Origin of the sequence: Acinetobacter schindleri CIP 107287, from assembly GCF_000368625.1 — a bacterium.
In the GTDB taxonomy this organism is placed as follows: Bacteria; Pseudomonadota; Gammaproteobacteria; order Pseudomonadales; family Moraxellaceae; genus Acinetobacter; species Acinetobacter schindleri.
Genome location: NZ_KB849575.1, coordinates 816,189 through 839,168, shown reverse-complemented (window position 1 = coordinate 839,168; position 22,980 = coordinate 816,189). Strand labels below are relative to the sequence as shown.

The 22,980-nt window shown below is 41.7% G+C and carries 23 protein-coding genes; 18 read left to right on the top strand and 5 right to left on the bottom strand.

The annotated features are described in order from the left end of the window. Positions 1–31 precede the first annotated feature (31 nt). Complete coding sequence (locus F955_RS07200) at positions 32–760, bottom strand: HesA/MoeB/ThiF family protein (protein WP_171058611.1); 729 nt, start codon at positions 758–760, stop codon at positions 32–34. Between the two features lie 476 nt (positions 761–1,236). On the opposite strand from F955_RS07200, the gene F955_RS07190 reads away from it, so the two are divergent. Next, positions 1,237–1,557, top strand: coding sequence for a hypothetical protein (locus F955_RS07190; protein ID WP_004892952.1), 321 nt, complete (start codon positions 1,237–1,239; stop codon positions 1,555–1,557). Positions 1,558–2,035: 478 nt separating this feature from the next. Then, on the top strand, positions 2,036–2,548 hold the full coding sequence (locus F955_RS07185; RefSeq protein ID WP_004815728.1) for a pyridoxamine 5'-phosphate oxidase family protein: 513 nt from the start codon (positions 2,036–2,038) through the stop codon (positions 2,546–2,548). Between the two features lie 184 nt (positions 2,549–2,732). Here F955_RS07185 and F955_RS07180 read toward each other — a convergent pair whose 3' ends face one another. Further along, complete coding sequence (locus tag F955_RS07180; protein WP_004892951.1) at positions 2,733–3,503, bottom strand: 3-hydroxyacyl-CoA dehydrogenase; 771 nt, start codon at positions 3,501–3,503, stop codon at positions 2,733–2,735. 312 nt (positions 3,504–3,815) lie between these two features. On the opposite strand from F955_RS07180, the gene F955_RS07175 reads away from it, so the two are divergent. The 3 genes from F955_RS07175 to F955_RS07165 all read left to right on the top strand — a co-directional run bounded on the left by F955_RS07175 (position 3,816) and on the right by F955_RS07165 (position 6,269). Continuing rightward, positions 3,816–4,169, top strand: coding sequence for a hypothetical protein (locus tag F955_RS07175; RefSeq protein WP_004815725.1), 354 nt, complete (start codon positions 3,816–3,818; stop codon positions 4,167–4,169). Between the two features lie 301 nt (positions 4,170–4,470). Continuing rightward, positions 4,471–5,442 carry an aliphatic sulfonate ABC transporter substrate-binding protein gene (locus tag F955_RS07170; RefSeq protein WP_004892944.1) on the top strand — a complete coding sequence of 324 codons (972 nt, stop codon included), beginning with the start codon at positions 4,471–4,473 and terminating at the stop codon, positions 5,440–5,442. After that, positions 5,442–6,269 carry an ABC transporter permease gene (locus F955_RS07165; protein ID WP_004892943.1) on the top strand — a complete coding sequence of 276 codons (828 nt, stop codon included), beginning with the start codon at positions 5,442–5,444 and terminating at the stop codon, positions 6,267–6,269. The genes F955_RS07170 and F955_RS07165 overlap by 1 nt, the downstream gene beginning before the upstream one ends. Positions 6,270–6,324: 55 nt before the next feature. On the opposite strand, the gene prmC is transcribed toward F955_RS07165, so the two are convergent. Together prmC and prfA are read right to left on the bottom strand one after the other, a co-directional pair. After that, entirely contained in the window at positions 6,325–7,143 is an 819-nt protein-coding gene (gene prmC, locus F955_RS07160; protein ID WP_004892942.1) for a peptide chain release factor N(5)-glutamine methyltransferase, read from the bottom strand. Continuing rightward, positions 7,143–8,231 carry a peptide chain release factor 1 gene (prfA, locus tag F955_RS07155; protein WP_004815719.1) on the bottom strand — a complete coding sequence of 363 codons (1,089 nt, stop codon included), beginning with the start codon at positions 8,229–8,231 and terminating at the stop codon, positions 7,143–7,145. Before prfA ends, prmC begins: the two co-directional genes overlap by 1 nt. Positions 8,232–8,572: 341 nt before the next feature. Here prfA and F955_RS07150 point away from each other — a divergent pair, with 341 nt between their 5' ends. From F955_RS07150 to F955_RS07135, 4 genes are all read left to right on the top strand, one after another. Further along, positions 8,573–9,001, top strand: coding sequence for a glycine zipper domain-containing protein (locus F955_RS07150; protein WP_004892936.1), 429 nt, complete (start codon positions 8,573–8,575; stop codon positions 8,999–9,001). A gap of 245 nt (positions 9,002–9,246) precedes the next feature. Next, positions 9,247–9,711 carry a glycine zipper domain-containing protein gene (locus F955_RS07145; protein ID WP_004815715.1) on the top strand — a complete coding sequence of 155 codons (465 nt, stop codon included), beginning with the start codon at positions 9,247–9,249 and terminating at the stop codon, positions 9,709–9,711. 170 nt (positions 9,712–9,881) lie between these two features. Continuing rightward, positions 9,882–10,886: an LLM class flavin-dependent oxidoreductase gene (locus tag F955_RS07140; RefSeq protein ID WP_004892932.1), complete on the top strand. Its 1,005-nt coding sequence runs from the start codon at positions 9,882–9,884 to the stop codon at positions 10,884–10,886. A gap of 420 nt (positions 10,887–11,306) precedes the next feature. Continuing rightward, complete coding sequence (locus F955_RS07135; protein ID WP_004815711.1) at positions 11,307–11,861, top strand: NAD(P)/FAD-dependent oxidoreductase; 555 nt, start codon at positions 11,307–11,309, stop codon at positions 11,859–11,861. A gap of 261 nt (positions 11,862–12,122) precedes the next feature. Here the strand turns inward: F955_RS07135 and ppsR are convergent, their stop codons facing one another. Further along, positions 12,123–12,959 (bottom strand): posphoenolpyruvate synthetase regulatory kinase/phosphorylase PpsR, encoded by an 837-nt coding sequence (gene ppsR, locus F955_RS07130; protein ID WP_004815709.1) that lies wholly within the window; start codon positions 12,957–12,959, stop codon positions 12,123–12,125. Between the two features lie 154 nt (positions 12,960–13,113). Between ppsR and ppsA the strand changes: the two genes are divergently transcribed. The 9 genes from ppsA (at position 13,114) to rpsR (ending at position 22,971) form a co-directional block, all read left to right on the top strand. Then, a complete protein-coding gene (ppsA, locus tag F955_RS07125; protein WP_004892929.1) occupies positions 13,114–15,486 on the top strand; it encodes a phosphoenolpyruvate synthase in 2,373 nt (790 codons plus the stop codon). A 381-nt stretch (positions 15,487–15,867) separates the two neighbouring features. After that, positions 15,868–16,662, top strand: coding sequence for an RDD family protein (locus tag F955_RS07120; RefSeq protein ID WP_004892926.1), 795 nt, complete (start codon positions 15,868–15,870; stop codon positions 16,660–16,662). Positions 16,663–16,964: 302 nt separating this feature from the next. After that, on the top strand, positions 16,965–18,053 hold the full coding sequence (cyoA, locus tag F955_RS07115; RefSeq protein WP_004892923.1) for a ubiquinol oxidase subunit II: 1,089 nt from the start codon (positions 16,965–16,967) through the stop codon (positions 18,051–18,053). A gap of 3 nt (positions 18,054–18,056) precedes the next feature. Beyond that, the gene (gene cyoB / locus F955_RS07110; RefSeq protein ID WP_004815701.1) at positions 18,057–20,045 is read left to right on the top strand and encodes a cytochrome o ubiquinol oxidase subunit I; all 1,989 of its coding nucleotides are present in this window, start codon (positions 18,057–18,059) and stop codon (positions 20,043–20,045) included. Positions 20,046–20,049: 4 nt separating this feature from the next. Then, positions 20,050–20,670: a cytochrome o ubiquinol oxidase subunit III gene (gene cyoC / locus F955_RS07105; RefSeq protein ID WP_004892918.1), complete on the top strand. Its 621-nt coding sequence runs from the start codon at positions 20,050–20,052 to the stop codon at positions 20,668–20,670. Continuing rightward, positions 20,670–20,996, top strand: a complete 327-nt coding sequence (locus F955_RS07100; RefSeq protein ID WP_004815696.1) for a cytochrome o ubiquinol oxidase subunit IV — start codon at positions 20,670–20,672, stop codon at positions 20,994–20,996. Before cyoC ends, F955_RS07100 begins: the two co-directional genes overlap by 1 nt. A 10-nt stretch (positions 20,997–21,006) precedes the next feature. Then, positions 21,007–21,885 (top strand): heme o synthase, encoded by an 879-nt coding sequence (cyoE, locus tag F955_RS07095; protein WP_004892917.1) that lies wholly within the window; start codon positions 21,007–21,009, stop codon positions 21,883–21,885. A 459-nt stretch (positions 21,886–22,344) separates the two neighbouring features. Next, positions 22,345–22,731, top strand: coding sequence for a 30S ribosomal protein S6 (gene rpsF, locus F955_RS07090; protein WP_004278789.1), 387 nt, complete (start codon positions 22,345–22,347; stop codon positions 22,729–22,731). A gap of 12 nt (positions 22,732–22,743) precedes the next feature. Next, a complete protein-coding gene (gene rpsR / locus F955_RS07085; RefSeq protein ID WP_004278792.1) occupies positions 22,744–22,971 on the top strand; it encodes a 30S ribosomal protein S18 in 228 nt (75 codons plus the stop codon). Positions 22,972–22,980: the final 9 nt, after the last annotated feature.

Sequence of the window (22,980 nt, the reverse complement as noted above, 5' to 3'; positions counted from 1 at the left end):
CGAGTGTAACAAATATTCAGGCTGATCTGTTCTATCTTGCCTGACAAATTAGACAATTCGTATCTTTCTCAAATTTGAGAATACGTTGCTGCATACTCTGACCATCCCATAACAGCAGTTTTTGTCGCAATGGCATTTTTCCAAGCCCCAGATAAAGCAAAGCATGATGTGCTTGCAGACTTGCCATGACATTCGGTGTTGTCGCCAGCACACCAGAATCCGCACAGCGCATGGCTGTATCAGTTTGATCTTCTTGCGGGAACAGGCAGTTATAGCAGGCAGAATCACCTTCCACCATAAACAGTTGGCCTTGTAGACCAATCGCAGAGGCGCTGATCAATGCTACATCAAACTGTCGGCAGGTTTGATTCACCAGATAACGGGTTTCAAATTGATCACATCCATCCAAAACCAAATCTTGGTGCTGAATCAGGACTTGTGCATTATCGATAGATATTGCCTGATTATAATATTCAATTTGCACATACGGATTAATCTGTTGCAAACGTTTCGCTAGCGTTTCTGCTTTATAAAAGCCAACATCTTGTGGGGTAAATGCGAGTTGACGCTGCAGATTACTGATCTCAATCGTGTCCGGATCAATCAGGGTAATTTTTCCCACACCTGCACGGGCAAGCAACTCCGCGAGTGCGCAGCCAATTCCCCCACAGCCAATAATACAAATATCGGAAAATTTTAGTTTTTCCTGTGCTTCGATGTCCCAGCCTTCTAACAGGATTTGACGTGCATACAAATGCATTTCCGCATCGGTGAGTTCGAATTCAGTGTTTAAAGCGTCTACCACTATACCGTCCGTGTTCTTTAAAAGATGAATCTATAATTTCAATCCATCTTGTTGATTTAAAATAATGAATAACATTTAATAAAGCATTCAACAAAAATAACTTAGATAAAATGAAATTTAATTTTTCATTAGATGCTGCCTTGATCATTACTGCTTTAACTGCACTACTTTATCTTGTAGCTCAGGTATTTCTTGCAGGTTATATCAGTATATTTGGCGCCGACATTACTGTACTAAATCTTACCGTTCAAGATAAATTGTATTATGGCTTTTTAAAGAGCCTTGTTCATACACTGTATTTTACTTTGGCTTTATTTGTACTTTTTATTGCTGTACCTTCCATCTTTAATAATTTTGGAGGCAATATATGGTTCCATAAAAAATTATAAAATTTAAGGGTCGCTATTCATACGGATACAAAGCATAGACCAGTGATCCATAACAGCTCTTTTAAATTAGAAAATGAAAGACAATTTAATCGTAAGCTTTTTGCCTCCTACTTTATTCTGGTCTTATTGTTAGGCTCAGTAAAATATTTATCTTATATCGAAACTGAAGCAAAGCAACGTGCTCAAAATGATTTAATGAATTACTCAGAAAAATTAAGAAAAGTTCAACTTAAATCTCAAGAAAATCAGGAAGCCTATAAAATTCTCTGTGGTCAAAATCTTTGTGCCGTTCTTATGGTCAATGGAAAACAAAAATCCCTGCACTATATTGACCCCAAAGATATTGCATTCTTCCTAAATTAGGTTTTATATAGGATCGACAGAATTCTTAATCCGGATCTCCTTTTCTGTTTATTTGCTTCAAAAATTCGGTTGATGCTTTCTTAAAGAATGAGTACTTAAACTAGCTAAAAGTCTCTTTTTGAAAAATATAAAATCAGGTATTTATTTTGAAACACTCAAAAACGTCCATTATTTGTAATTACAATGCAATATCAAAATTAACTAATTAATTTAAATTACAATGAGGTTGCAGAATTTATCATTATTTTTAGACCTTGCTTGCTCCAAATCTCTTATTAGCTTCTATCTAAAAAATTTATCGGATAATTTTTACTGTGCTGTAACTAAAACCTGTTTAATGGTAATTCGTGTAGTGCTCTTCTCAATTTAAGTATGTAAATGTACGAGTTCAGTGAGAGTTACAGCATCCTGCTATAAATATGATTAAGCTGCTTAACGTTATCCAAATTTAACCTTTAACAAGAATATGGAGCAGCATATGACAGAACAATATTCAGAACACAATGACCGTGAAAAATTATGGGAACTCATCAAAGATGTACGTTTCACTATGATCAGCCATCAAGCTGAAACTCAAGAAATTCACTCCCAGCCAATGACTATGCTTAATTCAGAAAAAATGCATGAAAGTCAGAATCTGTATTTCATCATGAAAGACACCAATGATATTGTCCAAGCAATTAATGCAGGTCGTCAGCATCTTGGTTTATCCTTTGCCAAACCATCAGATGATATCTATGTCTCTATCAGTGCTCATGGCGAAATCAGTACCGACCGTATCCTGATTGAAGAATTATGGAACCCTTGGGCAGAAAACTGGTTCGAAGGCAAGGATGATCCGAGTGTACGTGTGCTTATTGCCAAAGCAGTCAGCGCAGAGTACTGGAATGTGAAGGACAATAAAGTTACTCATCTATTGAAAGTCTTAAAAGGCAATATTACTGGCAAGCCTGAAGAGCCAGATACTGATCATGCAAAAGTACAATTATAAAAATTAAAGCAAATTTATTTATTATTTAGCCTCTTATCTAAGAGGCTAAATTTTTACATGTTGAGAATATTTTTTCAGTTTATTAGAAGCTCACATTTCGAAAAAAGTTGAATTCCTTTTAATCCATTACACTTATTTTAGGATCAGCATTAAACGGTAACTTAAGGAATTAATATAGCTTAGACTATTTTGCTGCCATCCGGATTGCTCCATCTAAACGAATGACTTCACCATTCAGATAGTTATTTTCAAGAATATGCCCGACTAATTTTGCATACTCAGATGGCTTAGCTAAACGTGGAGGAAACGGTACCATCTGCCCAAGAGAATCCTGTACATTCTGCGGTAAACCTTTCAGCATCGGTGTTTCCATAATTCCCGGAGCAATCGTCATGACACGAATCGAATTTTTAGCGAGTTCACGTGCCAGTGGTAAAGTCATGGCAACTACTGCCCCTTTAGATGCGGAATAAGCAGCCTGTCCAATCTGTCCATCGAATGCAGCTACAGAGGCGGTATTGATGATCACACCACGTTCCTCTTCGCCCTGTTTTAATTCATATTTCGAAATTAGCTCAGCAGCATAGCGCAGCATATTAAAGGTGCCCGTGACATTGATATTCAGCACACGCTGGAACATCGCCAAGTCATGAAATCCATCACGACCAAGTACTTTAGCAGACGGCGCAATACCGGCGCAGTTTACCAATCCATTGAGTTGCCCATGCGTCTGTTCTAATATCTTAAAAAATTCACTGGCAGCTGTTTCATCAGTCACATCTAATTGCTGGAATTGCGCCTGTTCCCCAAGTTCTTGTGCGAGACTCTGCCCAAGTTCAAGATTCATATCGACCAGTACGACTTGAGCGCCCTGCTCCACCAGATAGCGTGATGTTTCGGCACCGAGTCCTGAAGCTCCACCCGTCACTACAAAGACTTTATTTTGAATATTCATAGCTCATCCATGTCATTTTGAATTTTTCTTAGACTAATCTTTGCCCAAATAGGAAGCAAATCAAACTATGACCGCAGCAGTTTAATTATCAATTAAATATATTCTATTAGACTTAAAAACAATTAATATCAGCTTTTTCTATTTAAGTTTTTAATTTTGCAGAACATCTGGTTTTCAAGCTATATCATCAAATAAAATGAGACTCTACGGTCATCCCAATACCTTTGTATTTATCGTTAATTTAGATTATTTTTCACACAATTTGATGCATCTATTTAGTTGCTCATTCCTCTCCCTACTTAAGGTACTCTTATGTTAAACATGACTGATGTTCTTGGCCAAAACCTGGTTCAAAACTTCTCTAATGCTTTATTTCATTCTGCGGACCTTCTTTCTGAACAGCTCAATCAAGGGATTTTGAACGCATCTGATTCAGCTTTGAAAGATGCAGTGGTGACTTTCCTCAATCGTATTGATGTTCTTGACGCAGCGGCGGCACTTGAAATCTCTGCTGAACGTATTGAAAGCCTGAAACAAGGGATTGCACTGAAAGATGAGCAGTTCATTGCAGACACATTGAAAGTGGTAACCCTATGTCTGGCAATGGAAACCAATACACTGGATCAGGTTGAAGTTTCTGACTGTCTACAAGATTATCCAATGTAAAAATATAAATAAAAAAGCGACCTTGAGGGTCGCTTTTTTATAGAGGTTTATCCTGTGCAGAATCAATGCAATGAGATTTAAAAATATTTGCTTATCAAATCCAGCCATAATCTTGTAGAAATTTCAGCTAAGTCTAGAAAAATCACCTTCATTACAATTAAATTAATTATAAACAATAACTTATTAAAATTCACACCTTTATATTTTATTTGTTGATTTGATTATCTGTTTTTCTTTTTTGTCTGTTTATTCATTTACCGCTATTTATGTCGAAAATTTCCTAAATAAATTAGAGCTCCTCATGAAAAAAACTTTAGCAACAACAAAATTAGGCTTAATTACTATTTCTATCTCTCTAGTGAGCGGGTTGACAGTCGCGGCAATTCCAAGCGAATTAAAACTGGATTATGCTTATTATGCGCCTACCAGCTTGGTGGTTAAGGAGCAAAAACTACTGGAAAAAGCACTGCCTAAAACCAAAATTAAATGGGTATTTAGCCAAGGCAGTAATCGCTCGCTTGAATATCTGAACAGTGGTAGTACAGATTTTGCTTCAACCGCAGGTTTAGCGGCAGTACTTAGTCGTGCCAATGGCAGCCCAATTAAAACGGTTTATGTTCAAAGCCAGCCTGAATGGACCGCGCTGGTCATTAACAAAGATTCCAATATCAAATCTCTCAAGGATTTAAAAGGCAAGAAAATTGCTGCCACCAAAGGCACCGATCCATTCCTGTTTACGCTACAGGCTTTAGATACCGTCGGCTTAGGTAAACGTGATGTTGAGCTGGTACACCTGCAACACCCAGATGGAAAAATAGCTTTAGAGCGTAAACAGGTCGATGCTTGGGCGGGTCTTGATCCGTTGATGGCTTCTGCGCAGGTGCAGTCGGGTGCGAAATTGCTGTATCGCAATGTCGGCTTTAACTCATATAGTGTACTCAGTATTAAAGAAAACTTCGCCCAGCAAAGTCCTGAAGCCGTTGATGCAGTCATTAAAGTCTATGAACAGGCGCGTAAATGGGCCAAAGCCAATCCGGATAAGCTGGCTGAACTGTTAGCTCGTGAAGCCAAACTGCCAATTGAAGTGGCGAAATTACAGCTAAGCCGTACCAATCTGGATCAAAACATTCCAACAGCAAAACATATTGCTGCATTACAAAAAGCAGGTTCTATTCTGACTGAAGAAGATTTGGTACGTAAAGGCACCAATGTCAATCAGGTCGTAACTCAGCTCTTTGATAGCAAATATGCGCAAAAGGTTGTTAAGAAGTAATGTCTGCACCAAACACTATCTCCGAACAACTTGTGAAGGCAGATCAACCTAAATCTGTTGCCCTTCCCCGTGGTATTCGTCTGCTGAAAGGGACCACCATTCCGGTGATCCTGATCTTGTTATGTGAAATTCTGGTTCGCAATGGTGTAATTGAGCCTTATTTACTGCCTGCACCCAGCAGTTTATGGCAGTCGCTGACCGAACTGGCTGAAGGTGATCTATGGCAGCATCTCTGGGCAAGTAGCTGGCGTGTCTTTTTAGGCTTTGGCATTGGGAGTGGCTTGGGCTTAGTTTTTGCGATCTTAGTCGGGTTAAATCGTCATGCCGAAGACTTCCTGGAACCAACATTTTCTGCAATCAAATCTATTCCGAGTTTGGCCTGGATTCCACTTTTGTTACTATGGTTAGGCATTGATGAAGGCTCCAAGATTACCTTGATTGCAATTGGTGCCTTCTTCCCTACTTATACCAATACCGTTGCTGCCATTCAGGGCGTGGATCGCAAGCTGATTGAAGTGGCCAGAGTCTACCGGCTGAAATATTGGCAACAGATTCATCAGATTGTGTTACCTGCGGCATCACCGGGAATTCTCACAGGTTTAAGAAACAGCTTAAGCTTGTCCTGGATGTTTATGATTGCAGCAGAACTGATTGCAGCGACTCAAGGAATTGGCTATTTACTCAGTGATGGCCGGGAGACCTCTCGACCGGATATTGTAATTATTGCCATTATTCTACTGGCAGTGTTGGGTAAGATTACTGACAGTATTATGAAGTTGTTTGAACATCGTCTGCTGCGCTGGCGCGATGTCATCAAAAAATCCTGAAACTAAAAAAGCGACCTTGAGGGTCGCTTTTTTATTAAAAATAAGATTTGGGAAATCAATGTGGCCACTGAGCCAAGGTCACTCGGTCATTACCGCCATAATCTTTAACAGTACGCACCTGTTTATAACCAGCCTGGGTAAATAGATGACGGACTGCATCCCCCTGATCATAACCATGTTCAAGCACTACCCAACCATTCACAGTCAGGTGTTTTTTGCCTTGAGCGATGATCTGCTCTAAATCAGCCAAACCGTTATTGTCTGCTACTAAAGCACGTTTTGGTTCAGTCGCCAGATCATGCATATGCTCATCGGCTGCATCAATATACGGTGGATTGGAAACAATCACATCAAAGAACTGACGCCCCAATGGTTTGAACCATGAACCCAATACGAACTGTACCTGCAACAAGTCATGCTGTTCAGCATTAAACTTGGCCACCTCTAAAGTCGGTTCATAAATATCCGTTGCAGTCACAGACCACGCTGGACGTTCCGAAGCCAAGGATAAGGCAATCGCGCCAGTACCTGTCCCCAGATCGACCACACGGGCATCTTCAGGCAAGTCCAGCTTAAGTACAGTTTCAACCAGTACTTCTGTATCGGGACGTGGCACCAACGTGTCTTTGGTGACTTTCAGATCCAGTGTCCAGAACGGTTGTGAACCAGTCACATAAGCCAATGGCTCACCCGCAGCAATGCGCGCCAGACCATCAACATAAGCCTGTTCCTGTTCAGGCGTCAGTTCCTGATCCTTTTTCATAACCAGATCAAAAGAATCAATCTTGGTAATGTGTTCCAGCAACCAGGCATTTTCCTGACGTTCATAGCTCTCTGGTTCACCACGCAAAGCCAGTGCTTGTAAAATATTCATTATCCACCATTCTGCTGTGCGAGCATGGCAAGCTGATCGGCCTGATATTCACGGTGCAGGCTATCTAACAGTTCTGTCAAATCACCTTCCATCACGGCATCCAGTTTATATAAAGTCAGGTTAATACGATGATCAGTCATACGACCCTGTGGATAGTTATAAGTCCGGATACGTTCTGAACGGTCACCCGAACCCACCAGGTCACGGCGCATTTCCGACGTTGCCGCATCTGCAGCTGCACGTTTGGCATTTTCCAGACGTGACACCAGAAGCGCCATCGCTTTAGCCTTGTTCTTATGCTGTGAACGCTCATCCTGACATTCCACCACAGTCCCCGTTGGAATATGGGTAATACGTACCGCAGAATCGGTTTTGTTAATGTGCTGACCACCGGCACCTGATGCACGATAGGTATCAATACGCAAATCCGATGGGTTAATGTCAACTGAAGTATCCACATCAACCTCAGGAAGAATCGCGACTGTACATGCTGAAGTATGTACACGGCCTTGGGATTCTGTTGCTGGGACACGTTGTACACGGTGTGCGCCACTTTCGAATTTCAGACGACCATAGACACCTTCACCATTGACCAGGCAGATCACTTCTTTATAACCGCCGTGTTCACCTTCATTTTCGGACAGGATTTCGATACGCCAGCCCTGACTCTCTGCATATTTACTATACATACGGAACAAGTCACCCGAGAAGATCGCTGCTTCGTCACCACCGGTTCCTGCACGGATTTCCAAATAAGCCGAGTTCGCATCATTCGGATCTTTCGGAATCATCAAAATGTTCAGATCTGCTTCCAGCTGTTCGATCAGGGCTTTATTTTCCTTGATCTCTTCCTGAGCCATTTCTTTAAAGTCAGGATCGCTCAGCATGGCTTGAGCAGTCTCGATATCTTCTTCAGCCTGTTTATATTTGGTCCATACTTCAGTAATTTCGGTCAGATCATTGTGCTCGCGGGAAAGCTGGCGAAAGCGTTTATTATCTGAAATGACTTCCGCATCTGCTAATAAGGCAGTGAGTTCTTCGTGACGGTCGGAGAGCTGGTCTAATCGTAAACGTAACGATTCTTTCATTTTTTAAAGTATCTCAAACTAAGGCTATAGCTAAATAAAGGTCTTAGCACAGCGAAATCAAAAATTGTGCCTAGTTTAACGATTCTCAGGCATAAAGAACATCTTTATTCAGTACAAGCTTTCTGCGGCTAAAGCATCCAGATAATTAACTTCCATACGATTAAAATCAACCTAACGCCTCTTTTTTAATCAATTTAATCCGCATTCTTTACTTATTTTACAAACTCGCAAATAAAGCATCTAAATATGGAGATCTTTCTTCACAATGTAATGACGATTTTTTGTTACATTTTCCGCCATCGATACACAATATAATCCGATCACGGATATGGAGTTCCAGCATGAAACTGAGCGCAGTTTTATTAAGTACCGCTTTAGCCGCAGGGTCAATGATGACCGTTAATGCTCATGCCGACAGCACTGCTCGTGTTGCTGCTGCAAGTGCATTAGGTAGTGTGGCTGGTACAGCTTTGGGTAAAAACATGGGGGGCAACACAGGTGCAACAATTGGTGCAGCTCTTGGCGGTGCTGGTGGTGCAGCTGTAGCAAGTAACAAGAAAAACCGTACTGAGTCTGCCATTGGTGGTGCTTTAGGTGGCGGTGCTGGTTATACCGTAGGTAAAAGCATGGGTGGCTCCAACGGTGGTTACATTGGTTCTGCGTTAGGGGCAGCAGGTGGTGCAGCTTTAGGTAATAAAATTGCCAAAGACAAAACAGCAGACCGTCGAGCTGAAAAACGTGCGAAACATTGGAAAAAACGTTACCGTTAATTCAGCTCTTATAGTGTCTCAATCGCATCTTACATTCGACATAAAAAGCACCTTCGGGTGCTTTTTTAATTACTTCTAAATGAGTCCAACTACTTGTAATACGTGAAAAATATTGTTTAGTAATTATGAATAAATTAAGGAGAGAAAAAACACATTTCGTCTACATACTCTCCATGCTGTTTCGCTCTTGCTAGATTAAATTTAACTCATAGACAAATACAGCCATATATATAAAAGGTGTACTCATGAACTACAAATCTCTAATGATCGCGGTTGTTGCTACCTCAGCTATGGGCATGGGTATGACAGCAGCGAATGCGGGTAATACAACGAATACTGCTCTTGCTTCTGCACTTGGTGGCGTAGTTGGTGCTGCAGTAGGTAATAGAGTTGGTGGTACAACTGGCGCAACAATCGGTTCTGCAATCGGTGGTGGTGCAGGTGCAGCCATTTCAGCGAATAAACGTGACCGTAACGGTGCCATTATCGGTGGCGCACTGGGTGGCGGTGCAGGTTATGCCGTAGGTAAAAATATGGGTGGTAACAATGGTGGCCTGATTGGTGCAGCATTGGGTTCTGCGGGTGGTTCTGCACTTGGCAAGAAAGTAAGTGAAGACCGTCGTTATGATGACCGCTATGACCGCCGTTATAATTCCTCACGTAATTACCGTTATAACGACTACCGCTATAACAACCGTGGCCGTCGTTAATCGTTCAATACAAAGCTTAATCTCTTTTACAACCTTCCCTCTTTTAAGCATCTTCGGATGCTTATTTTTTTTGCCTATACATTTCGTTTACACTTATATCGTTTTTTTTCGATATACAAATCCGGTTGAACATCGTATGCTTTTAGTCATGTCAAATAAAGAGTAATATTATGCGTACGCTTAACGATACTCAGTTCTCCATTCTTGAACTGGTTCCTGTTCGTGACGATAAAACCATTCAATTCTCCCTGCAACATGCTCTGGAACTGGCACAAACCGCAGAAAAGCTGGGTTACCGCCGCATGTGGTTAGCCGAGCATCATAATATGGATGGTATTGCCAGTTCAGCAACCGCTGTCCTGCTTGGCTATTTACTGGCAAATACCAAAACCTTAACTTTAGGCTCAGGTGGCATCATGTTGCCGAATCATGCACCTTTAGTCGTAGCTGAGCAGTTTGGTACTTTAGCGACTTTATATCCTGAGCGCGTTGAACTTGGTCTGGGACGTGCACCCGGCACCGATCAGATGACCATGCGTGCTTTGCGTCGCGGTCGTCAGGAAACTGAAGACCAGTTCCCTCAAGATGTACTAGAAATTTTGCAATACTTTAAAGATCCGATTCCGGGCCAACGCATTGTAGCTACTCCGGGTCAAAGTACTTACGTTCCGGTTTGGCTGCTTGGTTCCAGCCTGTTTAGTGCCCAGTTAGCAGCGAAACTTGGCCTGCCGTATTCCTTTGCTTCGCATTTTGCCCCACGTATGCTGGGCCAGGCTATTCAGTTATATCGTGAAAACTTTGAACCGTCTGAATACCTGGATCGTCCTTATGTTTCTATGGGCGTACCGACCTGTGTCGCAGATACCGATGAAGAAGCTCAATATCTGGCAACCAGCGCTTATCAACGTGTACTTTCCCTGATTCGTGGTCAAAGCCTGAAACTGAAAGCACCTATTGATTCAATGGAAGGACTCTGGTCACCACCTGAAAAAATGTCCGTTGATAATTTCTTTGCCATGGCACAGGTCGGTTCCAAGGAAACAGTCAAGGCAGGACTGGAAGCACTTTTAGCCAAATATGATGTAGATGAGTTTATTTTTACTTGTGACATCTATGACACTGACAAACGTCTATATAACTTCGATTTGTTAATGCAGGCTAAGCAGGGCTTATAAAATTTCCCTTTCATAAATGTCTTTTAATAAACCGCTGCCAGTCAGCGGTTTGTTTTTTTATGAGGTAATCCATTGATTTATTAAATTCAATCTGCATTCAAATAAAAAACCAACAATTATACGTTCAGGATAAAAACATCAATCACTATATTAACAAACCGACTGCAGCCTTTGTTGCAGCAAGTTGGACACTTTAATTATTGGCGCTATTACTTACGGTATTAAACTGTATGAACACAACCTTTAAAAAGCTCAAGAAAAATTACATCAATATAATTCCGAAAATCCATAACTGAAGTGGATTTTAAAATGTCGAATTATTGATGACTCGAGATTCCATGAAAGTGACTTTACGCCCCTGCCGATATTGTCTATATCTATCACAACAGAATAAAAATTAAATAATTACAGGATATCCATATGGGCGTTAAGCAGGATACAGGTGCCGGTATTTTTCAAAACAACCCTGAACACTTTAAAAGTTTTAATGGGACTAAAGTCGATTCTGCCGCCCTTAAAGATATGGATTTTCAGGATTTAAATGTGGCAGTAATTGGGCTTGACCAGTTTAGTGTGAGTCATCTTGACCGCATTTGCCAGCAAGCAGCATCTGTTAAAGTCTTTCAGATTGAACCGCAATTTGTGATGCCGAGTACCAGCCGCACGCTTCAACGCGTATTGAATCATCCGCTAATCAGCAAAAATAAAAATCTCATTAGTAACCGGATTAAAGGGTTATTGTCTTTACGCTTTTTAGAACAGCAGGTCAAAAATCCCTGGTTAAGACGCCAGCTCATGCCTAATCTGGCAGCCTCTAATCGTCATTACTTTAAGTCAGATAGCTTCTATATCGCCCTGCAACGTGAAAACTGCCAGCTTATTACCTGGCCAATTTTGAAAATTTCTGATCATGCAATTCATTGCATACATGGTGAAAATTATCCGGTTGATGTCATTATTCAGACCTTTAAATAAAAATCTATTTATTTTTTTTTGATATATATTTCATAAAAAATACTATAAAAGAATAAAGCTTTAAATTTTATTGATTATTTTTTATACAAATTTAGCATCTAAATACGTTTATTTTTTTCTATGAGGTATTTCGTAGCGAAATAGTAATGATTAATATTTGCTATCTTATCATCGTTAATTTCTATCATTAATTATTTTAATATATAAATTTTTGATAACCAATGGAGCCAAATACCAGCTTTGACTCCATTAACTAGGCCCTTATCCAATACGACGTTTTAAACCGGTCATTTGCAATACACGCGTCGAGATTTCTTCAATCGACATCTCGGACACATTCAGATATTTAATGCCTTCAGAAATGTAAATTCCTTCAATCGCACGCAGTTCCATCTGGCACTGACTAAAGCTGGCATAACGGCTATTTGCCTTACGTTCAGTACGGATTGCCACAAGGCGATCGGCATCAATCATCAAGCCGAAAAGCTTGTTTTTATGCGGGCGCAGCACAGCTGGCAGACGGTTATCATCCAGATCTTCTTCAGTCAGTGGGTAGTTTGCAACACGAATTCCAAACTGCAGAGAAAGATAAATCGAAGTCGGTGTTTTACCAGAACGTGATACTCCAATCAGGATCAGATCAGCCTTGTCATAATGGCGAGTACGCGCGCCATCATCATTATCCAGGGCAAAATGTACAGCATCAATACGCGCTTTATAGGATGCTGAGTCAGTTACCGCATGAGTTTGTCCTACCAGCGTCGTTGGATCTGTACCTAGCTCCTCGGAAAGTTTACTAATAAGCCCTTCAAATACATCAAGATTTACTGCATTTGCCGTATTAATAATATCACGCACATACGGGTCCACCAAGGTATCAAAAACCAGTGGTTTCTGCCCTTCCTCATGGGCACGTGCATTGATCTCAGCTACGACATTGGTCGCAGCTTCTTCGGAGCTTATATAGGGAATGATATGTATATCAAAATCGACATGAGGGAACTGTGCCAAAAGTGAGTGTCCCAGCGTCTCTGCAGTGATCGCAGTACCATCAGAAATGAAGAAAACACTACGCTTTATCTGTTTACCTTCCGACATTAAAATTCTCCTCAAACATTTGTCTTCGTACTATATAATCTTTATAGTAAACCGATCTTACATGACTGTCGCTTAGTAAAATCATCCACCTAGGTGATTTGCTATACTCTCATGCCAAGATAATGATTAATACTGCAAAAGTGGAGTAACAACTTTGGAAGCGCGCGTAATTGGTCTGGAAAAATTAGGGAAACACGATGTTGAGCTTGTTGGTGGGAAAAACTCATCTTTGGGCGAAATGATCAGCCACCTAGCAAACGCTGGCGTATCTGTACCAGGTGGTTTTGCAACAACTGCTGGTGCATATCGTGAATTTCTCGAGCAAAGCGGCCTAAACGCTAAAATCAATGCAGAGCTTGCCAGCCTAAACGTTGATGACGTAAACGCTCTTGCTGAAACTGGCGCTAAAATTCGCCAATGGATTGTAGAAACTCCGCTTACTGCAGCATTAGAACAAGAAGTTCGTGCAGCATTTGACGCACTTTCTAACGGCAACCCTGACATCGCGGTTGCCGTTCGTTCATCTGCAACTGCAGAAGACTTACCAGACGCGTCTTTTGCTGGTCAGCAAGAAACTTTCTTGAACATCCGTGGCATCGACAATGTATTGATCGCGATCAAAGAAGTTTTCGCATCTTTATACAATGATCGCGCAATCTCTTACCGTGTACACCAAAACTTTGCCCATGACGTGGTTGCCCTTTCTGCTGGCGTACAACGTATGGTTCGCTCTGAAACTGGCGCAGCTGGTGTAATGTTCACACTGGATACTGAATCAGGCTTCCGTGATGCAGTATTCATCACCGCTTCTTACGGTCTGGGTGAAATGGTTGTACAGGGCGCAGTTAACCCTGACGAATTCTATATCTCTAAACCACTTCTAAATGCTGGTAAGCACGCAATCCTTCGTCGTAATCTTGGTTCTAAACACCAGAAAATGATTTATGGTGAAGAAGGCGCTGCTGGTAAATCAGTAGTTGTGGTAGATGTTGAAAAAGCTGAACGTCAACAGTTCGCTTTAAATGACCAGGAACTTCAAGAACTAGCTAAACAAGCACTGATCATTGAAAAACACTATGGTGCGCCAATGGACATCGAGTGGGCAAAAGACGGTGATGACGGCAAACTGTACATCGTTCAGGCACGCCCTGAAACTGTAAAAAGCCGTGAAAACGTTGGTACGATGGAACGTTACCTGTTGAAACAGAAAGGTACGGTAGTATGTGAAGGCCGTTCAATTGGTCAACGTATCGGTTCTGGTAAAGTCCGCATCGTAACGTCTATTAAAGAAATGGACAAAGTACAAGACGGTGATGTACTTGTATCTGACATGACTGACCCGGACTGGGAACCAGTGATGAAACGTGCTGCTGCAATTGTAACCAATCGTGGTGGTCGTACCTGTCACGCTGCAATCATTGCACGTGAACTGGGTGTTCCAGCAATCGTTGGTTGTGGTAATGCAACTGAAGTACTGGTAGACGGTCAGGAAGTGACTGTATCTTGTGCTGAAGGTGATACTGGTTTTATCTACGAAGGCGCGCTTGATTTTGAAGTTCAAACGAACTCAATCGAATCTATGCCTGAACTTCCATTCAAAGTCATGATGAACGTAGGTAACCCAGATCGTGCATTTGACTTCGCACAAATTCCAAACGAAGGTATTGGTCTTGCTCGTCTTGAGTTCATCATTAACCGCATGATCGGTGTACATCCTAAAGCATTGCTGAACATTGACAGTCTGCCTCGTGAAACACGTGCTGCTGTGATGGCGCGTACTGCGGGTTATGCATCTCCAATCGAGTTCTATGTAGAAAAACTGGTTGAAGGTATTTCTACCCTTGCTGCTGCATTCGCTGACAAACCAGTGATCGTACGTATGTCTGACTTCAAGTCAAACGAATATGCGAACCTGATCGGTGGCAAGTTGTATGAACCAGAAGAAGAAAACCCGATGCTGGGCTTCCGTGGTGCAAGCCGCTACGTTTCTGACAACTTCCGTGACTGCTTCGAACTTGAATGCCGTGCACTGAAAAAAGTTCGTGACGAAATGGGTTTGACCAACGTACAAATTATGATTCCTTTCGTACGTACTGTAAACGAAGCGAAACGTGTCATTGAGCTACTGGCATTAAATGGCCTGAAACGTGGTGAAAATGGTCTAAAAGTTATCATGATGTGTGAATTGCCAACTAACGCGCTGTTAGCTGATCAATTCCTTGAACACTTCGATGGCTTCTCTATCGGTTCTAACGACTTGACTCAGTTAACACTAGGTCTAGACCGTGATTCTGGTATCGTATCTCACCTGTTCGATGAACGTGACGCTGCTGTAAAAGTCCTTCTTTCTATGGCGATCCAAGCTTGCCGTAAAGCAGGTAAATATGTAGGTATCTGTGGTCAAGGTCCTTCAGATCACCCAGATCTTGCAAAATGGTTAATGGAACAAGGTATTGAATCTGTATCTCTAAACCCGGACTCAGTATTGGATACCTGGTTCTTCCTTGCTGATCAAGAAGCTAAATAAGCTGAAATTCAGTAAATAAAAAAGACCCTCAAATGAGGGTCTTTTTTATTTCAGTAATAAATTTTACATGAATTTAAGATATTAGATTTAACCAATCATCCCTTTGATATTTATCAGCAAAAAATCTTTCGTCATTACATTAAAATTACATTTTTTAAACCATCAATCTTGAATACTTTATTTTATATAGATGGCTAAAAATTTGGATTTTTTTAGTTTCCTAAATCAAATTCGTTTTATTTTGTGTTGTTTTGGTTGTACTTCACCTAAAAATGTCCGACATATGCGCATGTTTAGCTTAAGATTTTGTTTGTGTTATGGCTATAATTCAATAAAATCGAAGCTAAACCTTTTCAACGTACATTTTGAGATTCAGTCTTTATGCAGATTTACCTGGCACGAAACAATCAACAAGCTGGACCATATACGCTTGAACAGCTAAATCAGATGCTTGCAAGCCAGCAAGTATTATTGACTGATTTGGCCTGGCACCAAGGCATGACCGAATGGAAAGCTTTGGGTGAGCTCACGCAGGGTAAATTCGTTTATGAACCTGAAGGTTATATTCCACCTGCACCAGTTGCCGAGCCAGCAGCACCATTTGAGCAGCCTGCAGCACAAACCAATACTTATGCACGTCCTGCACCAAAAGCGAATACATTTGAACTGGCGAGTATTCCTGCGCGTATTTTTGCCAAGTTCGTCGATCTGCTGCTCTGGATTCCAGCAACTTTCATTTTGACTGCCTTCTTCACAGCTGAAGAAAAACTGCGTTTTACTCAGCTAAATGAGCAGATCATGACGCAAGCTATGGGTGGCAGTGCGGATCAGAATCGCGTGCTGGAATTGCAGTCTCAAATGCTGGATATGTTCTCTACTCAGGCTTGGACAGCAGCAGGTTTATATCTGCTGATCATGCTGGTTATCCAAGGTTACCTGATTGCAAAATCTGGTCAAAGCATTGGTAAAAAACTGACTAAAATTAAGATTGTAGACGCGGAAACTGGTACTCAAACTTCACTCATGCGTGCCTTTACTTTGCGCAGTATCGTGTTCATTTTGCCTACAATTTATTTTATTCCATTGTTCTCGCTTGTGGACTGGATTTTCGGTTTGGGCAAAAACCGTCAGACTTTGCACGATAAACTGGCGAAAACCAAGGTGATCAAGCAATAAAATTAAGTTCTCTTTAAAGGGATGCTCTGCATCCCTTTTTTCGCTCATAACTTTGAAATTAAAATAAAATTACTATAAATATTCGACAATCCCGAGCAGTAAAATCGGTTTTTATTACAGTCATTTAAAGCCTCTTTATATATAGCTTAGTTTGTTGTAATCAGGCATAATGCCCTACAACGTAGCGGTGTCTCATGATTAGGAAGATTTTTTGTTAACAAATGAATCTTTTTAATCATGCGACACTTTAATCGCTATCCCATATTAATTTAGGGAATGGGACTCTTCACCGAGGTTGTAAAATGAGACAAACGATTTTAGCTGTATTGTCTTTATCTGCGATGTCCGCACTTTTAACAGGGTGTGGTGGTGATTTAGTACTTCTGAACTCTAAAGGTCCAGTTGCAGCAGGCCAAAGTAGCCTGATGATGACTGCGATTTACTTAATGCTTCTGGTGGTTATTCCATCAGCAATCATGGCATTATGGTTCGGTTGGAAATATCGCGCATCGAATAAAGACGCAGACTATAAACCTACTTGGGCACACTCTACTGCAATTGAAATTGTAGTTTGGGGTATCCCAGTTATTATTATTGCTATTCTTGCCTGGTTAACTTGGTGGGGTTCCCACAAGTACGACCCATACCGTCCGCTTGAATCTGACAAAGCTCCATTAACCGTTCAAGTTATTGCTGAACAGTTCAAATGGATCTTTATCTATCCTGAGCAAGGTATTGCCACTGTTAACGAAATGCGCTTCCCAGAAAAAACTCCGGTTAGCCTTCGTATTACGTCTAACTTCACGATGAACTCTTTCTTCATCCCGGCGTTAAGTGGTCAGATCTATGCAATGGCGGGCATGCAAACTCACCTGAACCTGTTGGCAGACGAAACTAGCCCACCTGAAGGCTACCGCGGTTTCTCTTCTAACTATTCTGGTTATGGCTTCTCACAAATGCGCTTCCGCGCTCACTCTGTGACTGACGCTCAGTTTGCTGAATGGGTTTCTGCTGTTCAAGCAGGTAATGGTACTTCAGTAAATCCAGAAGCTGTTCAGAAATCTGTATTAGACCAGGCTGAATTCGCATCTCTGCGTGACGGCAACCGTGGTAAACACCAGATTGAAGCGCTGATCGCAAAAGCAAATACTCCTGAAGAGAAGGCTGCTGCTGAAGCTATGAAGCCTTACCCAACTAAGCCACATCCAGTGACTTATTACTCTTCTGTAGAGCAAGGTTTGTTTGAATCTGTGATTAATCACTACATGAGCAACTACCATGGTGCTGACCACTCAGCTCCTGCTGCAGAGCACGGTGTTGCGCACGAAGAAGCTACTGCTTCTGAAGCACATGTAGCTGATGCACATGCGACTGCTTCTCAAGGGGAATAAGACATGAACTTATTAGGTAAGTTAGGTCCAGATGCAATTCCTTACGATCCAATCGTATTGGTTACTGTTGCAATGATGATCTTAGGCGGTATCGCAGTTGTTGCTGGTATCACCTACTTCAAAAAATGGGGCTACCTGTGGAACGAATGGTTCACATCTGTAGACCATAAAAAAATCGGTATCATGTATATCTTCGTGTCGATTATCATGCTTGTGCGTGGTTTCGCCGATGCGATCATGATGCGTCTTCAGCAGTTCCTTGCAAAAGGTGGTGGTGAAGGTTACTTGCACCCAGAGCACTATGACCAGATCTTTACCGCGCACGGCGTGATCATGATCTTCTTCGTAGCAATGGGTCTTGTAGTTGGCTTAATGAACGTAGCTGTACCGCTTCAAATCGGTGCACGTGACGTTGCCTTCCCATTATTGAACTCTCTAAGCTTCTGGCTATTTGCTGGTGCTGCGGGTCTGATGATGGTGTCTCTGGCTCTTGGTGAGTTCGCTGCAACTGGTTGGATGGCATACCCTCCACTATCAGGCATTGAATATTCTCCAGGTGTTGGTGTTGACTACTATATCTGGGCACTTCAGGTTTCAGGTCTAGGTACGCTTCTTACTGGTGTTAACTTCTTTGTTACCATCATCAAAATGCGTGCGCCTGGCATGAAGATGATGGATATGCCGATTTTCACTTGGACTTCGCTTGTAACAGTTGTATTAATCGTTGCAACCTTCCCAGTGTTAACTGCAACACTTGCAATGCTGTCTCTTGACCGTTACTTCGGTTTCCACTTCTTCACAAATGACATGGGTGGTAGCCCAATGTTGTACGTGAACTTGATTTGGACTTGGGGTCACCCAGAAGTTTATATCTTGGTATTACCAGCTTTTGGTATTTACTCAGAAGTAACTTCAGTGTTCTCACGCAAAGCATTGTTCGGCTACAAATCTATGGTGTACGCAACTGTAGCAATTGGTGTTCTTTCACTGGTTGTTTGGGTTCACCACTTCTTTACCATGGGTGCTGGTGCCAACGTTAACGCGTTCTTCGGTATCATGACCATGATTATTGCGATCCCGACTGGTGTAAAAATCTTCTCTTGGTTGTTCACCATGTACAAGGGCCGCATCACTTACACCACTCCAATGCTATGGACACTTGGCTTCCTTGTGACTTTCGGTATCGGTGGTTTAACAGGTGTATTGATGGCAGTTCCACCAGCGGACTTCCTGGTACATAACTCTTTATTCCTGATCGCTCACTTCCATAACGTAATTATTGGCGGTGTAGTATTCGCAATGTTCGCAGGTATCATTTACTACTGGCCAAAAATGTTTGGTTGGAAGCTAAATGAAACTTGGGGTAAAGCAGCGTTCTGGTTCTGGTTCTTCGGTTTCTACTTTGCATTCATGCCACTTTATATCCTTGGTTTCATGGGTATGACTCGTCGTCTGAATACATTTGACAACCCAGAATGGGACCCATATGTAAATATCGCGATGTTCGGTGCGATTCTTATTGCACTAGGTATTGCCTGCTTCATTATGCAGATCGTTGTTGGTTTCTTGCAACGCGAACAAAATATGGACTATACAGGCGATATCTGGGATGGTCGTACACTTGAGTGGGCTACTTCGTCTCCATCTCCATTCTATAACTTTGCTTACCTTCCAAAGATCAATGGTATTGATACTTTCTGGACTGACAAAGAGAATGGCGTTGCATACGCAAAACCAACCAAGTACGAAGACATCCATATGCCGACTAACCGTGCTGCTGGTTTCGTTATCGCCATGTTCATCACTGTTATGGGCTTCGCGTTAATCTGGCACATCTGGTGGTTAGTAGTTGTTACTTTCGTTGCATCTATCATCAGCTTCATCGTTTCTTCTTTCACCAAGAAAGTGGATTACTATGTCCCAGCTGCTGAAGTTGAGCGTATCGAAAGTGAACGCTATGCGATCCTTGAAAAACACTTGAAGAAGGACTAAGACCATGGCTGAAGTACTTCATCACGACAACCACGGACACGATGAGCATCATCATCACGATGATACTGACATCACTGTCTTTGGTTTCTGGACTTACTTGATGAGTGACCTTGTCCTTTTCGGTACACTCTTCATTGCATTCGCTGTTTTGAGTAGCCACATTCCTGTGGGCACTCCAAGTGCGAAAGATCTGTTTGGCGATTCTTTAGGTTTCGTTCTTACTGAAACCTTCGCCCTTCTGATCTCTTCTGTAACTTTTGGTTTTGCCGTTCTAGCTGCCTACAAGAAAAACGTTGGTCAGGTTCTTACCTGGTTAGCGATCACTTGGTTATTTGGTGCTGCCTTCATCGGCATGGAACTTTATGAGTTCAATCACTTAGTTCATGCGGGTCATGGCCCTAGCACTTCTGCGTTCCTGTCTTCGTTCTTTACGCTGGTAGGTACGCACGGTATCCACGTGACTTCAGGTTTGGTATGGATGATTGTGTTAATGATTCAAATCAAGAAATATGGTTTGACTTTACCTAACACTCGTCGTCTTGCGTGCCTAAGCTTATTCTGGCACTTCCTTGACATCGTATGGATCTGTGTATTCAGCGTAGTTTACTTGATGGGAGTTCTGTAATGAGTCATGATCATAACGCTGCTGGCGAATCACACGGTAACGTGAAGCAATACACTATCGGCTTCATCCTGTCTGTTATCCTTACTGTAATTCCATTCGGTATGGTTATGGCGGGCGGTTTTGGCCGTGGTATCTTGATTACTGTCATCGCGATCACTGCGGTTGCTCAGATTCTTGTACAGCTGATTTACTTCCTGCACATGAACTCTTCTTCAGAGCAACGCTGGAACGTAATTGCATTTGTGTATACCATCTTAACCATTGCTATTCTTTTAGTAGGTTCTGTATGGATCATGAACTACCTTCACTACAACATGATGATCTAAACTGGTTGTCATGCTGAAAAAGTATTTATTCCTGACTAAGCCAGGAATTCTCTTTGGTAACTTTGTTACCACTTTGGGCGGCTACTTTGTAGCCGCTCAAGGTTCTGTAGATTTCCTTCTCCTGCTCCTTACTCTTTTTGGTACTACATTCGTTGTAGCATCAGGATGTGTGGTCAATAATGTAATTGACCAGGACATCGACCAGAAAATGCAGCGCACACAAAATCGTGCTCTTGTTAAAAAAACCATTTCTGAAGCTGTCGCACTTGCCTTTGCTTTTGTATTAGGCCTGGTCGGTTTTAGTGTTCTCTGGTTTTGGGTAAATGCATACGCTTTCCTATTCGCAGTTATTGGTTTTGTCGTATACGTTGGTTTTTACAGCTTATGGACAAAACGAACAACTATTCACCAGACTCTGGTAGGCAGTATTTCCGGCGCAGCTCCGCCTGTGATTGGTTATACCGCAGTTGCAAATCAGTTTGACTTAGGTGCCCTGCTGATCTTCGTTGGGTATGCCTTCTGGCAAATGCCTCACTCGTGGGGAATTGCAGTTTACCGTTTTCAAGATTACAAAAATGCAGGTATTCCTATTCTACCTGTAGCACGTTCAATTCACCGCACCAAGGTCGAATCACTGATTTATGTGATTCTGTTTGGGGTTGTCATGAATGGCCTATTTTTCTTTGGCTATGCCAACTGGCTCTATATGGCGGTGTTGAACATCTTAACCTTGTACTGGATTTATTTAAGTATTCAGGGCTTTAAGGCTAAAGATGATGAGGCGTGGGCCAAGCAGTATTTTATGTATTCTGTGAAGCTGATTACTGTGATCAGTATTCTGTTCTGCTTTACATCGACTGCTCCCCAAATGCCATACATCATTTTTTAAAAGATAGAGTTTTACTCTATCTTTTTTTTATTTAAGCCTGTTATTTCCCTCGACTCTCTTTTAAATACTTCTACTCTTGCCTTTTAAAATCCTGTCTTTCTGAAACCAACTGCAAAAATACACTTCAATCTTTCTAAAGTGCATTTAACGCATAAAATAAGAATTCTACTTGAGTAAAAAGATACTCATTATGGCGAGATTAGAATTATCTCATTACCAACCATCATTAAATCACCAATTAATTAACCTCAGTCAACTTTCCCTTCTCTTTTCTGTGCTACTCATTCTAGCCCGTACAAAACCGCTGTTTAATTATGCAATTCTTGCCAATCTGGTTGTATTTCTCCCCAAAACCCACTAAACTTCACGCTTCGCAAATATTGCGACACAACCTTGGTTGTGACTCCTTGCTTCAATTGACTTAAAAATTGGGGCTGTTTAAACCGTAAGGAGCTGACAATGCGTCACTACGAAATCGTACTATTGGTACATCCAGACCAAAGCGATCAAGTTGTGGGTATGGTAGAACGTTACCTAACTCACATCAAAGAAGCTGAAGGTCAAATCCACCGTCTTGAAGACTGGGGCCGTCGTCAATTGGCTTACCCAATCAACAAGATCCACAAAGCTCACTACATTCTTATGAATGTTGAGTGTGGTCAAACTACTCTTGATGAGCTTGAAGAATTATTCCGTTATAACGACGCAATCATTCGTAGCCTTATCATCCGTCGTGAAAACGCTATCACTGAAGAGTCACTATTGGCGAAGAGTGCTGAAGAAAAACGTGCGCGTAAAGCTCAACGTGAAGAAGCACAACACGCTCAAGACTCTGCTGAAGCATAAGGAGAACCTAACATGGCACGTTTTTACCGTCGTCGCAAGTTCTGCCGCTTTACAGCTGAGAACGTTACGTACATCGACTACAAAGATATCGACACTTTAAAACAGTACATCACTGAAAACGGCAAGATTGTTCCTAGCCGTATTACAGGTACTAAAGCTCGTTACCAACGTCAATTAGCGCTTGCTATCAAACAAGCTCGCTACTTGTCTTTGATCCCTTACACTGACAATCATAAGTGAGGTTGAGCT